The sequence below is a fragment of the Larkinella harenae genome, assembly GCF_054780515.1.
The window spans coordinates 1,030,456-1,045,900 of the sequence record NZ_BAAGWE010000002.1; the positions used below are offsets into that span (position 1 = coordinate 1,030,456).

The 15,445-nt window shown below is 51.8% G+C and carries 7 protein-coding genes; 1 reads left to right on the forward strand and 6 read right to left on the reverse strand.

Annotated elements, in window-relative coordinates:
- Positions 1-150: 150 nt before the first annotated feature.
- Positions 151-1,743: an alpha/beta hydrolase-fold protein gene (locus ACYVH9_RS15495; RefSeq protein ID WP_460637271.1), complete on the forward strand. Its 1,593-nt coding sequence runs from the start codon at positions 151-153 to the stop codon at positions 1,741-1,743.
- Positions 1,744-1,785: 42 nt separating this feature from the next.
- Here ACYVH9_RS15495 and ACYVH9_RS15500 read toward each other — a convergent pair whose 3' ends face one another.
- The 6 genes from ACYVH9_RS15500 to ACYVH9_RS15525 all read right to left on the reverse strand — a co-directional run bounded on the left by ACYVH9_RS15500 (position 1,786) and on the right by ACYVH9_RS15525 (position 15,305).
- Positions 1,786-4,149: an ABC transporter permease gene (locus tag ACYVH9_RS15500; RefSeq protein ID WP_460637272.1), complete on the reverse strand. Its 2,364-nt coding sequence runs from the start codon at positions 4,147-4,149 to the stop codon at positions 1,786-1,788.
- A gap of 75 nt (positions 4,150-4,224) precedes the next feature.
- Positions 4,225-6,633, reverse strand: coding sequence for an ABC transporter permease (locus tag ACYVH9_RS15505; protein ID WP_460637273.1), 2,409 nt, complete (start codon positions 6,631-6,633; stop codon positions 4,225-4,227).
- A gap of 108 nt (positions 6,634-6,741) precedes the next feature.
- Positions 6,742-9,123, reverse strand: coding sequence for an ABC transporter permease (locus tag ACYVH9_RS15510; RefSeq protein WP_460637274.1), 2,382 nt, complete (start codon positions 9,121-9,123; stop codon positions 6,742-6,744).
- Positions 9,124-9,186: 63 nt separating this feature from the next.
- Positions 9,187-11,604, reverse strand: a complete 2,418-nt coding sequence (locus ACYVH9_RS15515; protein ID WP_460637275.1) for an ABC transporter permease — start codon at positions 11,602-11,604, stop codon at positions 9,187-9,189.
- A gap of 164 nt (positions 11,605-11,768) precedes the next feature.
- Positions 11,769-14,120 (reverse strand): ABC transporter permease, encoded by a 2,352-nt coding sequence (locus tag ACYVH9_RS15520; RefSeq protein WP_460637276.1) that lies wholly within the window; start codon positions 14,118-14,120, stop codon positions 11,769-11,771.
- Positions 14,121-14,282: 162 nt separating this feature from the next.
- The gene (locus ACYVH9_RS15525; protein WP_460637277.1) at positions 14,283-15,305 is read right to left on the reverse strand and encodes an OmpA family protein; all 1,023 of its coding nucleotides are present in this window, start codon (positions 15,303-15,305) and stop codon (positions 14,283-14,285) included.
- Positions 15,306-15,445: the final 140 nt, after the last annotated feature.

The window sequence follows — 15,445 nt, forward strand, 5'->3', positions numbered from 1 at the left end:
AAAAAATATTAATCGATTCTCATGTGTTGGGCGGCAGTGCTACTTTTGGGCATGACTTGGTTCATAAACATCTTCGCCCGACTCATTCAAACAGCAAAACGGGCCGGGTTCCGGCTGAATAGCTTACCGATCGCTTTCACGGCAGCATGTATGGGATTCAATACAACCGGTCAATCCCAGTCCCTCATCAAAGGCCGTGTCGTTGATTCGTCTACGACAAAACCGCTGGCTTACGTCAACATAGGCATCAAAAAGAAAAACCTGGGAACGGTTTCTCTGACGGATGGCACCTTTTCATTGCCACTGCCGAACGATCACCTGAATGACACCCTCACCTTTTCACTCGTCGGTTTCTTCGAAAACCGTATTCCCATCAAACGGCTCCTGGCCAGCCCTGCATCGACCATCAAATTGTCCGAACGGATAGCTACCCTGGATGAAGTGAAAATCACGGCGAAAAAGCCCGTCGAGAAGAAATTCGGAATCCGAAAACGCAACCTGCTCTTGCATTTTACGGATGGAATGTTTTCCCAAAAAGACATTTTTGAGATCGGGCAGCTCATTAAATTAGGCGATGTTCCCTCGCAAGTCACTTCGATCAACCTGCACCTGAATGCCAGCAGGGACGACAGTGCCACTTTTCGAATCAACTTTTACCGCATGGATGGCGACCAGCCCGGTGAACGAGTCATCGAAAAAAGCATCATTCAGCGCCGGGAAATCAGGGAAGGCTGGCTAACATTTGATCTGAAAGCGTACAATCTATTCTTGAAAGGGAATTTTTTAGCGGCCATCGAGTTCATTCCGGAAACCGCATTGCCACCGCCACCGCCGATTGCTTATGAAGTAAAACTTGGTGGTGCTTCCCGAAGCTTTTACCGGAAAAATAGCCTCGGCCAGTGGAATACGCCACCGCATCATTATTGCCTGTACGTAACAGCCTTAGTCGATCAATCGGCTCCCGAAGACCCTGACGATCAGGAAGCCAGCCCTGAATTCAGCTACCACTCCAGAACTGTAAATGACACCTATTCCATCTTTGTCAGATTACCGTCCGATTACAATCAAAACACAACCAAACGGTATCCTGTCGTGTACCATCTGGACGGGAATGCCTATTTTGATCACATCAGTTCTTCGCTCCAGCGACTCACCAAAAAGAAAAAATTGAAGACTGAACCCATCGTCGTTGGAATAGGCTATCGGGATGCGTATCAGATGGATTCGCTTCGGGTTCGTGACTACACGTATCCGGCGGCCTTGCCCGCTGACAGCTTCGCGGTTAGCGGAAGAGGAGAACGATTTTACCGGTTTATAACCACCGAATTGATCCCCGAGGTTGAAAAACGCTACCGGGCAGATACCAGCCACCGAACCCTGATGGGCCATTCGTTCGGCGGATACTTTGCGTTGTTTGCTTTACACAAGAACTTGACTGGCGGGCCGGTTTTTAACCAGCTGGTAGCCGCCAGTCCCTCCCTGGGGTATCACCATAATTATCTTTTGAAACAGTTCGAGTCAACTCCCGACCCAACTCCTTCTCGTAAAAGCTACAAACTTTTTTTAACCGTTGGCGGGCTGGAAATGGCCGAATACCCGCCCAACACCTTCTCCAACCTGGTTCAAACCCTCCAAAAAAATGGTGCCGTACAAGTCCAGTACAAAAACTACCAACAACTGGAACACATGGGTACTGCCGTTCCTTCTTTCGAAGACGGTATTGAGTTTCTTTTCGGGAAATAAGCCGTTTACGTTCATCGGCAGGCTTTTGCAGAGGCCAAACACCTATTCCGTTTTCAGGCTCTTCACCGGGTTCATCAGGGCGGCTTTGATGCTCTGGAAACTGATGGTAAAAAAGGCGATGAAAAGGGCCGCGACGACGGCAACGGCATACATCCACCACTCGATGTCGATGCGGTTGGCGTATTTTTCCAGCCAGCTGCTCATCGTCCACCAGGCCACGGGCAGCGCCACCAGCGACGACAGCAACACCAGCAGCAAGAAGTCTTTCGAGAGCATCAGCACGATGTTGGTTACACTGGCTCCCAACACTTTCCGGATGCCAATTTCCTTGGTACGCTGTTCGGCTGTAAAAGCCGCCAGGCCAAACAGGCCCAGGCAGGAAATGAAAATTGCCAGAAAGGCAAAGTAGTTGGCCAGTTTGCTGATGATGTTCTCACTCTTATACGTATTGCCAAACTCCTGATCGGTAAACTTGTACTCAAACGGATACCGTGGATTAAACGTCCGGAACGTTTTTTCGAGGCTCGTCAGCGCTTCCTGCGTTCGACCGGCTTCGGTCCGGACCATCACAAAACCGTCAAACCCGCCCCGCTGCATGTGTAAAATCAGCGGCTCGATGGCCACTTGCAAGGAGTTGATGTGGTAATCTTTCACCACGCCCACGATAATACCCTTCCGCCCCCAGAATGTCAGTTCCTTTCCCACCGGATTTTTGTACCCGATCTTGCGGGCTGCGGCTTCATTGATGAGGTAATTCGTTGTGTCGAGCGTATAAGCCGGGGAAAAGTCCCGGCCTTCTTTCAGCCGGATGCCCATGGCTTTCAGATACCCGTAGTGCACTGCGGAATGGTTAAACAGAATCCGTTGCGTGGTGTCTTTGCCGGGCCAGCTAACCCCAATGCTGGAGTTTCCCACTTCCAGCGGATCGGACCACGAAACCGAGACATCCTTAATGCCGGTTTGTGTGAGCAGTTCGCTGCGGAAGGTTTCGTAATTCTTTCTCAGATCACCTTCCAGCGGCATATACACCAGGTTTTCCCGGTCGAATCCCAGGTTTTTGGTCTGGATATACCGAATCTGGCGGTAAATCACGATCATGCCCACGATGAGCAGAATGGACAGCGAAAACTGAAAAATCACCAGCCCTTTCCGAAAAACCGTAGCACTCGGCTTGAATTTCAGAACGCCTTTCAACACCACCACGGGTTTGAGCGACGACAGAAACAAGGCCGGATAACTGCCCGAAAGGAAACCCGTTAGCAAAGTCAACCCCAGCAGCAGCAACCACAATGAAAGGTCCGTAACCTGGAACACCAGCTTTTTCCCGGTCAGTTCATTGAAAATGGGCAGCAGCCCCATCACAAGTAAAACCGCCACGCAGGATGCCAGCAACGAAATGAGGAGCGATTCGCCCATAAACTGCGCCATGAGCGATTGCCGCCCCGCCCCCACCACTTTCCGAACCCCCACTTCCTTCGCCCGCTTGACCGACCGGGCCGTGGACAGATTCATGAAGTTGATGCAGGCAATGATCAGAATGAAAACCGCCACGATGACAAACATCCGCACGTACTCGATCCGTCCGCCGTTGGGCTTACCATTCTTGAAATTGGAATACAGATACGAATCACTGCGTTTTTGCAGAAACAACGCGATGTTGCTCGTCTGTCTGTTGGTTTTCTGGGTGATATAATTCTGGATTTTTGCCGAAAACTTCTCCGGATCAGCGTTCGCATTTAGCAGCACGAACGTTCGCGGGCCGTTGTTGCTCCACTGCTCCACCCAGGCATTGTATTTCGTGAATAACTCCCACGAAGCCAGGTAATCAAACTTCAGGGAGCTATTTTCCGGCAAATCGGCCACAACGCCCGTTACCATCAGATCGTCGCTGTTGTTCAGTCGAACGATTTTACCAAGGGCATTCTGGTTCGGGAAATACTTGCGGGCCATCTTTTCCGAAAGCACGATGGCATTCGGGCGCGCCAACGCCGTTCGTAGATCCCCCTGCCGGAGCGGGAAGGAAAAAACACGCAGAAAATCCGCACTGACAAACCGTCCGTTTTCCTTGCCAAAGGTGTTGCCCACCGTCAGCAGATAACTGTGCTCCCAGGTCATCACGGTAGCGAGCTCTACTTCCGGAAAATCCTTCTTCAGGTTTTCGGCCAGAATACCGGGGGTCGCCGGGGTCGTACTCACATCCTGCCCCGCCCAGCTCTGGTTTTCCATCACCTGAAAAAGCCGATCGCCATTGCCGTGAAACCGGTCGATGGCCCGTTCATCCTGCACCCACAGCAAAATAATCAGACTACAGGCCATGCCTAATGCCAGGCCGAGCACGTTAATCAGCGAAAACGTTGTGTTGCGCAAGAGATTGCGCCAGGCGATTTTGAGGTAGTTCGTGAGCATAGTTGTCAGATTAAAATGCACGATGAATGAAGCGTGCGTTAGCCGATTCATTCATCGTGTATCACTCTTAACTCATCATTCGGAACGAAGCGAGGTTACCGGATTCGTCAAAGCCGCCCGGATCGACTGGTACGAAACCGTTAACAGGGCAATCAGGATAGCCAGACCGCCAGCCAGCGCAAACACCCACCACGCAATCTCGATCCGGTAGGCGAAATCCTGCAACCACCGGTGAATGGCGTACCAGGCGATGGGCGACGCAATCAGAATGGCAATCAGCACCAGTTTCAGAAAATCTTTGGAAAGCAGGGCCACAATGCCGGTCACGGAGGCACCCAGCACTTTGCGAATTCCGATCTCCTTGACCCGCCGTTCGGCTGAGAACGAAGCCAGACCAAATAAGCCCAGACAGGAGATAAAAATCGCCAGCGACGCCAGAATGCCTACTATTTCGCTCACCTGCCCATCGGCCCGGTAGAGTTCCGCAAAGTGATCGTCCAGGAACGTGTATTCAAACGTCTGGCCGGGTGCAATCTTCGTCCAAACCGCCTGAATATGGGCAATAGCCGCCGACGCATTTTTCCCGTTAATCCGAACCGATATTTCACTGTACCCCCAATCTTTCTGGTTAAAAATGCAGAGGGTTTCAATTTTATGGTGGAGCGAGTTAAAGTTGAAATCTTTCGCAATCCCAACAATCCGACCCAGCGAATCCAGACCGCCGAAACCAAAATTGCGGCCTATCAGCGATTGCATCGTGGCTTTCGGTTGTTCTTTCAGCAGCTCCCGCGCCAGGGTTTCGTTGATGATGTACGCTTTGCCGTTGTCGGTTTCGCTGTCTTTCAGGAAATTCCGGCCCGCAATAATCGGAATCTGGTAAAGCGTCAGGTAATCCGGATCGACAATCACCTGCGAAGTCGCCATTTCGCGCACCGGTCCATCACCGTGAAACCGAACGCCGGTCTGGTGCAGGTTGTTTCCCAGCCGCTGCTGCGACCCCGTGACGCCCGTCACCAGGGGACTCGTCAGCAACTCCTGCTTGATGGCAGCGTACTTCGGATTGGTCAGGGAATTCAGCGGAATAACCACCACCTGCTCGCGGGAAAACCCCGGGTCCTGCTGCTGCATGTACCGCAATTGGCGAACGACAAACGCCGTGGCAATGATCAGAAAAACCGCTCCGGTAAACTGGCCCACCACCAGCATGTTTCGAAATGAGCCTTTGTTGCGACCGGTTTCCAGCGCGCCTTTCAACACCTTGACCGGCTGAAAAGCGGAGAGAAAAAAGGCTGGATAAAGGCCCGATACGACCCCGATCAGAGCCGCAAAGCCAATCAGCCAGAGCAGCCGCACCGGGTTGCTGAGCAGCGCCAGATCCAGCTCACGCTGGCTTAGGTTATTCACGAAAGGCAAACACACTGTTACCAGCAAAACCGCTAAACATAAGGCAATCAGCGACAGCAGCATCGACTCTCCAACAAACTGCATGGACAACTGAACCCGTTCGGCCCCGACGGATTTCCGAATCCCCACTTCCTTGGCCCGCCCGGTGGATTTAGCCGTGGACAGGTTCATGAAATTGATGCAGGCAATCAGCAGAACGATCAGGGCAATGACCAGAAAAATGTACGTATACGTCTGATCGAATTTTTGAAAATTTATGTAGTCATGCGTGATCGCCGTCGAGTTGTCGTGTACCTCACTCAGGGGCTGGAGAAATAGTTCGTAAAAGGTTGCCCCCTCGCCCTTGATGTACTTTTTCAGAAACGCCGGGAATTTCTTTTCCAAAGCAGCGATGTTTGTATTGTCTGCCAGCTCCAGGTACGTGACTAGCCAGTTGCCGCCCCAGTTGTTCATGGCATCGGCTTTGACAAACGTATTGAACGACACCAGCCCGTCAAACTGCAAATGCGAGTTTTTCGGCGTATTTTCAATAACGCCGGTTACGTTGAAGGTCGTTGTATCCGAACTGTACTGGATAAGTGTTTTCCCGATCGGGTTTTCCTTTCCAAAAAATGCAGTTGCCTTTTCTTCCGTCAGCACGATGCTGCCCGGACTTTTTAAAACCGTTTCCCGGTCACCCTTCAGCAGTTTAAAATCAAACAGTTGGAGGAACGTAGAATCGGCCCACAGCATCTGGGGCATCACGATCTTTTTCTCCCCCTGCGTCAGCGGAGTTTTCTGGGACAGATGGATTCGGGTAAAATTGCGCACCTCCGGGTATTCTTTTTGCAGCATTGGTCCCATCGGAAACATGGACAAAGCGACGTTTTGAGGGGCCACCATTCCGGGAAATTTCTGCACTTCATCCAGCCGGTAGATGTTCTTTTGGTGCATGCCATCGAAACTGTTTTCGAACGATACAAACAACAGAATCAGAATACAGGCCGCCATACCCACCGCCAGTCCGACAATGTTAATGGCCGAAAAAACCTTGTTTTTCCACAGGTTCCGCCAGGCAATTTTGAGGTAATTCTGGAGCATAATTTTACAGGAGTTAAGAGTCAGGGATGATGAGTTGATAGTTTGTGACGAGACCGCTTGACTGAAGGAAACTGTTTTTTTATTCTTAGCTCATCATTTTTACCTAATTCATTCCGACCGTAGGGAGGTAACGGGATTCGTCAGGGCGGCTTTGATGGACTGGACCGAAACCGTGATGAGCGCAACCAGACCAGCCAGACCACCCGCCAGTGCAAACGTCCACCACTCAATGTCGATTTTATAGGTGTATTCTTCTAAAAACCGACTCATGCCGTACCAGCCAATCGGAACCGCAATCGCAAAAGCAACCAGAACGAGTTTTAGAAAATCTTTTGACAACAGCGAGACAATGCTGGTAACCGTGGCACCCAGTACTTTTCGGACACCAATTTCTTTCGTGCGTTGGGTCACCACAAACGATACCAGACCGAATAACCCCAGGCAGCCGATCAGAATACCGACGGTGGCAAAAAGCGTCATAAAATTGGTAATCTTGCGTTCGTCGTCGTAAAACGCTTTGATATCCTGCTCCAAAAACTGAGACTCGAAATAGTGATTGGGAAAAACGGCTTTCCAATCCTGTTCGATATGCTGCAAGGCCATCGGTTGCTGGCGTGGATCAATCCGAATGCTGGCCTGCTGAAAGTTCCAGTCGGCATACAGGAAGATATGCGGCACAATGGACGAACGCAGGCTCTGCGAATGATAATCCTTCACTACGCCCATCACCGTAACCAACTGATTATCGCCCAGATTGACCCGTTCGCCCACAGCTTTTTCCGGATTTTTATACCCTAGATCGCGGGCGGCTTTTTCGTTGATAACCGCAACGGCATTTGTATCCGCCCGCGTCCACGACCGTCCGGCAACCAGTGGAATCTTGAAAAAATGGAAGTAATTCGTATCAACGTATTGCATTCGAAACTCATGCATGCCATTGGGCAAATTACGGTGATGGACGGTCCGCCACCACCAGTTATGGTTGCTTGAGGGCGTGGTGAGTGCAAAAGCTACGTTTTTTATTTCCGGATGTTGAAGTAATTGCTGCCGCAATCGTTCCCGCAATACTGCGTTGCCCCGATCCGGTATGTCCACCGTCACAACGGCTTTTTTATCAAATCCCAGGTCGGTTTCGTAGAAATAACGAATCTGTTTAGTACCGATCAACATGCAGATGACCAGCACCTGGGCCAGCACGAATTGAGCCACTACCAGTGAGGAACGCAACGAAATACCGTTGGGCCGAGCCACCAAAAACCGCCCTCGCAACACCTTCACCGGCTGAAATCCGGAGAGCACCAGCGCCGGATAAAAGCCCGCCAAAACCGTAACAGCTACGCCCAGCAGCAGCAGAAACACGACCGTGCTGCTGTCCCAGACGTTCGATTGCGTAACCTGCGTATTCAGCATTTGGTCGGCGTAGCGAATGAGCTGGGTAGCCAGCACACTGCCCAGCCCGATGGCAACCACCACCAGAAAGGCCGTCTCGCCGAAAAACTGCGCCATTAGTTGCCTCCGACTACTGCCCAGCACTTTCCGAACGGCAATTTCACGGCTGCGCCGAACCGCCTGAACCGTAGCCAGATTGACGAAGTTGATACAGGCAATGACAATTAGAAACAGGCCGACAGCTGCCAGCGTGTTCAGCATCCACTGTGGAACAACATAATTGAACGGATCGGGGTCACTTTCCGTATTGCGATGAACCTCCGTTATGGGCAGCAGGCTATAGCTACTGATTGCCGTTTCCTTTTCGCGGTCCTGCGCCCGTTTCGTTAGGGCGGCTTCAACGGCCGCTGGCGAAGCCCCCGGTTTCAAAACCAGGTAGCCGTGGTGCATCGAGTCGCCCCCGCCCCAGTATTCTTCATTTTTGAACTCCTGCCGGATGCGTTTCAGCGTTTCGCGGGAAGACACCACCTGAAACTGGAATTCGGTATTGGTGGGCATTTTCCGGATGATGCCTGACACCACCAGATCAATCTGGCTATTCAGCCGAATGGTTTTCCCCATCGCGTTGCCAGTATTGAAAAACCGCCGGGCCGTAGGCTCGTCCAACACCACCTGACCAGGCTGGCTGAGCGATGACGTAGCCGATCCGGCAACCCATTCCACATCCATCATCTCCAGAAACTGTTCGGGCAAAAAGAAGACATTCTTTACATTAAAAATGGTTTGCCCGACCCGTAAGCCGCTGGACTCGGTACCGTAAACATTGGCCGCGTCTTCTACCCCAGGAATCTGCTCCTTCAGCGCTTTAATGACGCCCTGCGGAACATACGTGCTCTGCTCGTTGTAGCGATTCTTCGAAATGATCCGGTACAACCGATCGGCTTTTGCGTGATACCGATCAAAGCTATACTCAAACCGAACAATCCAAAACAACACAATCGCTACGCCCAGTCCCAGCGTCAGACCGGTGAGGTTGATAAGCGCATAATTCCGGTTCCGGAGCAGGCTGCGCCAGGTAGTTTTAAGGTAGTTGCGAAGCATAGACGAGCGAAACGTTAAGAATGAAGCGTTAAGAGGACTAGACACTCTTAACGCTTAACTACTTTATTCTGAGCGCAGTGAAGTCACCGGATTCATCAAGGCCGCCCGGATGCTCTGGAAGCTCACCGTCACCAGCGCAATGGTACCCGCCAGCAGACCCGCAACGCCAAACATCCACCACTGAATATCAATTTTGTACGCAAAATCCGCCAACCATTTGTCCGTGAAATACCAGGCTATAGGGGCCGCCAGCACCAGGGCCACCAGCACCAGTTTCAGAAATTGTAGGGAGAACAAGCCAAAGATGTGCGTCGCGGAAGCCCCCAGCGCTTTTCGGATCCCCACCTCTTTTGTGCGCGATTCGGCCATGAAAGCCACCACCCCGTATAAGCCCAGACAACCGATGAAGATGGCAATGCCCGACAGCAGCCGAAACAGGGCATATTGCCGCTCCTCGGTGGCATAGAAATTCGCCAGTGTTTTATCCAGGTATTCGTATTTGAACAGAAACTCCGGAAAGGTTTGCGACCAGGCCGTACCCACTTCCGCGAGCGTTTTGCTAACCTGCGCCGAACTGCCGGTTACCCGAATGCCCAGATTTCCGTACATGTTCCGGTGGGTAGTCAGCACACAGGGTTCGGTTGCTTCATGCAGCGAAAATGTGTTAAAATTTTTAACAACGCCCACAATCGGCAACCGGCGTCCGTTCACCAGAATCGTTTTATTCAGAATTTCATTCGGCTGTCGAAAACCAAGCTTGGCTACAAACCGCTCGTTCACAACCGCTTCCCGCATGGTATCGGCGGGCAGGTAGCCCCGCCCGGCCAGCAGTTTCAACCCGTACGTATGGATGTACGACGTATCGGCGGGGCGCATCACAATCGCGTACTCTTCCTCTTTCTCCCGGTTTTCGTACCGGAAGCCGGTCCACCAGTTGCCGCGCGACGAAGGCGACGAAAGTCCGAAACTCATCGACTCGACTCCGGGCAAACCGGTTAATTTGGCCCGCAGCGATTCCAACTGCCCCGGATTTTTCTCCGGAATGGGCACCATCACCACGGATTCTTTGCGAAAGCCCAGATCGGCATTCCGGAAATAATCCATCTGATTGTACACGATAACCGTACCGATAATCAACGTCTGCGAAATGGTAAACTGAAGAATGATCAGGCTCCGGCGAAGCGCCAGCTGACCGCCCCCCATGCCTTTCATTTTTCCTTTCAGGGCCAGCACCGGCTGATAGCCGGACAAAACAAGGGCCGGATAGAAACCCGCCAAAATCGTCGTAAAACCGGCCAGCGCCAGTAAAAACACCAGCACCAGCGGATCGGCAAACAGGTTCGTCGGGATTTTTACGTTCAGGAGTTCAGCCAGCGACGACAACGAGAAATTGGCGATCAGCAACGCCAGCATTACCGCCAGGCCCGTTAGAAAACCGGTTTCGCCCAGAAACTGCCGCACCAGCTGCATCCGCGAACTACCCAGCACCTTCCGGACGCCCACTTCTTTCGACCGCCGGATGGCCTGCGCCGTAGCCAGGTTCACGAAGTTTACGCAAGCTGTGATCAGCAAAAACAGTCCGATCAACGCCATCGCCCAAATCATCTGTTTGCTGATGGTTCGTTCGGCATAGTTAGTCATCTCGGTTTGGTAGTGAATTTCCGTCAGCGGTTGCAGGACGTACGCCTGATCGCGAGATCCTTCTTCGCCCACGTATTTCCGGAGAAAAGATATCAGTTTCTTTTCCATGGCTGCCGCCGTAACGGTTTTTGGCAACGTCAGATAGAGTTGCGCACCGCTGTACGACGACCCCCAATCGTCCCAGTTCGTATTAGCCCCGAATTGTTTCAGAGAAGCCAGCGAAAACAGCATTTTAAACGGCACACTGGTCGTTACGGGCGGATTCTGCACTACGCCGGTCACCATAAAATCCATTTTGTTATCCACCCGAATGGTTCTTCCCACCGGCTCCGTATCACCAAAATACTTATGCGCGATCTCGTCCGAAATGACCACCGTGCCGGGCCGGTTCAGTGCCGTTGCCGGGTTTCCGCTCACCCATTCGTAATCAAACAACCGGAAGTATTCAGGTTCGGCAAAGGCTGCGACCCCTTGCTCTTCCTGAAACCGGCGCACATTGCCTTTTACCTGTACGTCTTCCGTTGCTATGACCGGATTACGCATGTCATTGATTAACGTCACCTGCTGTTTCAGTTCAGGAAAATCGTTGCGCATTGCGGCCAGAACCGGTAACGGCACTCCTACATTGTAGCCATCTTCTGGTTTGGTGAAGTGCCGGACCAACCGATACGTCTGATCCGCATTCGCGTGGTGCCGGTCAAAACTCAGCTCGTACCGAATGACGACAAAGAGCAGCAGGCAGCACGACAAACTGAGGGTCAGGCCGATGACGTTGATGATGGAATAATTCCAGTTGCGCCGGAAGGCGCGGAAGGCTGTGAGGAGATAGCTTTTTAGCATTGTTGTTTATGGTATAGTCCTGAATGTGAATGGCACCGACCAAGGAATCACCGGCTCGCCTACCGGCAAGGATGATCGCTAACTCAATCAAAGGCGAATCTTTTATTCCCGGTTGATTCTTCAACCTGCACAATTTCACGGGGCTGCCCGGCGGTTCATCGTATTTATTCACTTCTCAAACTCTTCACCGGATTGGCCAGTGCAGCCTTAACGGACTGATAACTAACGGTTATGAAAGCGATCAGGACGGCCAATACACCCGCCGTTGCAAACAGGCTCCACGACAATTCAATGCGGTATTGGAACGTCTCCAGCCACTTTGAAATGGCCCACCACGCCAGGGGCGACGCCAGCACCAGGGCCACCAGCACCAGCTTCAGGAAATCTTTAGAAACCAGGGTCACCAGACTGGACACCGAAGCACCCAGCACTTTCCGGACCCCAATCTCCTTCATCCGCTGTTCGGCCGTGAATGCCGCCAGCGCAAACAACCCCAGACACGAAATCAGAATAGCCAGCGCGCCAAAATAGTTGATCAGCGTATTGACCTGCTGTTCGCTGCGGTACATCCGCTCATAGGCTTCATCCAGAAAACGGTATTCAAAGGGATAATCGGGGTTGAATTCCCTCGTAATCCGTTGCAGTTCCGTAATCGCTTCGTCGGTTTTCCCTTTTTCTGTACGGATGAGCAGGTAGCTGGTATTCACCGGAATCAACGTCAGTACCAGGGGCGTAATGGGGCTGTGCAGCGATTGCAGATGAAAGTCTTTCATGATGCCGATAATTGGCCCTTTGCCCATCCAGAAGCCAACCTGCTGGCCCAGCGGGTTTTTCATTCCCATCATTCTGGCCGCGGCTTCATTGATGATATACGAAGCCGAATCAGCTTTTCGATTGCTCGAAAAATCCCGGCCTTCCACCAATTTGATGTTCATGGTTTTAAGAAAGTCGTACCCTACCGACATAGTCGAGACTCCTTCGTAATGAACATTCGGTTTTTTGCCAGCCCAGGTCAGGTCGCCCGATGTTGCCTGGATGTTCATGGGAAGGCTCATCGTCACCGAAGCCGACGCAATGGAGGGTGTACGAATAAGCTCCTGCCGGAAAGCCTCCATACGGTTGTAGGTTTCGTTTTCCAGCGGTACGAACAACACATTTTCGCGGTCAATACCGAGGTTTTTGGTGCGGATATAGTCCATTTGATACGCCACGGCCAGCATACCAATGATCAGAAAAATGGACAGCGTAAACTGGAAAATCACCAATGCCCGACGGAACCAGGCGGCTCCGGCCCCAAATTTTAGCGATCCTTTCAGAATCCGGATCGGTTGTAAGGAAGACAGAAACAACGCCGGATAACTGCCCGACACGAACCCGGTCATCAAGACCAGCAGGAGAATACCAACCCACAGCCCGGGATTGGCCAGATTTAGAACGAGCTGTTTGGCAAAAACAACATTGAACGTCGGCAGAATCAATGCCACAAACCCCAGTGCCAGAAAAACCGCCAGCAGGCTCGTCAACACCGACTCACTCATAAACTGCCCGACTAATGACGACCGGAGTGCTCCAACGACTTTCCGAACGCCCACTTCCTTAGCCCGCAACGCCGATCGGGCCGTGGCCAGATTCATGAAATTGACGCAGGCAATCAGCAGAATAAACACGGCCACCAGCGCAAAAATCCGCACGTATTCGATGCGACCGCCAACCGCTTTGCCATCCTCGTATTCTGCGTATAGGTACATGTCCTTCAGTGGTTGAAGGACGGGCGTAGGAACCTCCTTCCAGTCGGTATTCCGGCGGTAAATAGTTTTCATGTTGGCTTCGGCCTTGGCAGCTATGGCCTTCGGATTTAGCCGTACGTACGTCATAAATGAATTGTTGCCCCAGTTCTTCTTCCAATCCTGCTCCTGCACATCGTAATTGATGAGCCAGTCGAACCGAATCGATGCATTGCCGGGAATGTCTTCCAGTACGGCTCCAACGGTGTAATACGTCGTGTTATCGAAATGAAGCCGCTGGCCGAGCACATCAACCCGTCCAAAAAACTTCTCCGCTACCTTCCGGGTAATAACAATCTGGTCAAGTCGCGAAAGCGCCATGATAGGGCTACCTACCAGAACCGGATAATCAAATACCAGAAAGAAGTCTTTGGTAGCGTAGAAACCGCTTTCTTTCGTTGATTTATCGCCCACCTTGACCAGCTTTTCTTCCGGAAACTGCACTTTGGTTGCGTACATTACCTCTGGCACATCGCGCTTCAGAACACCAGCCAACGGGCCGGGCGTCAGGGTACCGGTATAGGTTTTGCCTTCATACGTGCTGCTCGTCCGGACGAAATAGATATCATCCAGGTACGGAAAAAACCGGTCATAGGTCAGTTCATCGCTCACCCACAAACCAATAAGCAGACTGCACGACATCCCTAATGCCAGACCAAAAATGTTGATAAACGAAAAGAGTTTGTTTTTCAGCAAACTCCGCCAAGCTATCTTGATGTAATTTCTGAGCATAGGTTTAGAAAGATAAAAGCGACTCCCGGTATGCAACCAAATGGTATACCAGAAAAACCAACCAATTGTATACCAGCAAACTAACCAAATGTTGATAAAATAGAATGTCCGCAAACGGACGGTTTCCCGGCCATTTGCGGACAACGGTTTTCCGCCGGATTTTTAGTTCACCACAAACTCGACCCGGCGGTTTTTCGACCGGCCACTCTCGGTTGTATTCTCCGCTACGGGGCGTGTGCCCCCATAGCCTTTGGTCGTAATCCGGCGGCTTTCAATACCGTTCCGAATCAGGTAGGTTGCAATGACATTAGCCCGGTTTTCGGACAGCGCCCGGTTCAGCCGCGGATCACCCACGTTGTCGGTATGCCCGCTGATTTCGATGGTCAGCGCCGGATTCTCCTTCATAGTTCGCAGCAACCGATCCAGTTCCGCGAATGATTCCGGCAGCAATCGGTATTCGCTCTGAACAAAAAAGACCTGATTCATCACCACTTTATCTCCGGTTTTCAAGCCTTCAAACCGCTCCGGCAATTTCACGGGGGCGCTGGCTGCCACGGTATCTTTCGGCGGCTTTGAAGGTTTTGGGGCCTGCCCGATCACCACCACCCGGGGTCGGGGTTTGGCGGGCACTGGCTCTTCAAACTTTTTGACCGCAACGGTTTTGGGCAACCGAAAATCGGGTCTGAATAAAAACGTGCCATCGATAAACGCGGGGCTGGTTTCGCGGGGCGGTGTCCAAAAGAGTCGGATGCTGCCCCCCCGCACATCGTTGAAGTAATCAACCCGAAACTCGTAGTATTGCCCCCCTTTTAAGCTGATTTCGCCTTTAAACGTCTGAGAATCGTTCAGCGTCCATACATCAATTACTTTTTTGCCATCCACCCACAACCGGATACCGTCGTCTACGGTGGCGTTAAACTTATAAATCCCGGTCGTTGGCGCATACAATTTTCCAGTCCACCGAATCGAGTAAAACGAATGACCGATTCCGGGGCCTGGCGTCCCTCCCCGCTCCCAATCAAAATTGATTTGTGGGTCGATTCGGGTAAAGACTTTGCGTTCGTAATTTGTGCCTTCGTAGTAATCTCCTTTCAGCCCGTTACCGGTCTTCCCCTTCGACTGGCCGGTTGCGGTTTGGCCCACCAGCAACCCCAGGATTATTCCTATCAACCAGCGTGCCACCATATGCTATCAATTATCAGATCCGGAAGGCCTAAAGATAACGATTAGCCCGCTTTGTTGACGTTTTTTTAGGGCAAGATTGAATGCTTATGGGCGTAGGAAGAGTGATGAGAGGCTGCAACTGGTAACGACCCATTCCTCCA

Excerpts from the sequence above, each read along its gene's own strand:
- ACYVH9_RS15500 (WP_460637272.1), bottom strand. The coding sequence starts at position 4,149 with ATGCTCACGAACTACCTCAAAATCGCCTGGCGCAATCTCTTGCGCAAC.
- ACYVH9_RS15515 (WP_460637275.1), bottom strand. The coding sequence starts at position 11,604 with ATGCTAAAAAGCTATCTCCTCACAGCCTTCCGCGCCTTCCGGCGCAAC.
- ACYVH9_RS15525 (WP_460637277.1), bottom strand. The coding sequence starts at position 15,305 with ATGGTGGCACGCTGGTTGATAGGAATAATCCTGGGGTTGCTGGTGGGC.
- ACYVH9_RS15505 (WP_460637273.1), bottom strand. The coding sequence starts at position 6,633 with ATGCTCCAGAATTACCTCAAAATTGCCTGGCGGAACCTGTGGAAAAAC.
- ACYVH9_RS15520 (WP_460637276.1), bottom strand. The coding sequence starts at position 14,120 with ATGCTCAGAAATTACATCAAGATAGCTTGGCGGAGTTTGCTGAAAAAC.
- ACYVH9_RS15510 (WP_460637274.1), bottom strand. The coding sequence starts at position 9,123 with ATGCTTCGCAACTACCTTAAAACTACCTGGCGCAGCCTGCTCCGGAAC.
- ACYVH9_RS15495 (WP_460637271.1), top strand. The coding sequence starts at position 151 with ATGGGATTCAATACAACCGGTCAATCCCAGTCCCTCATCAAAGGCCGT.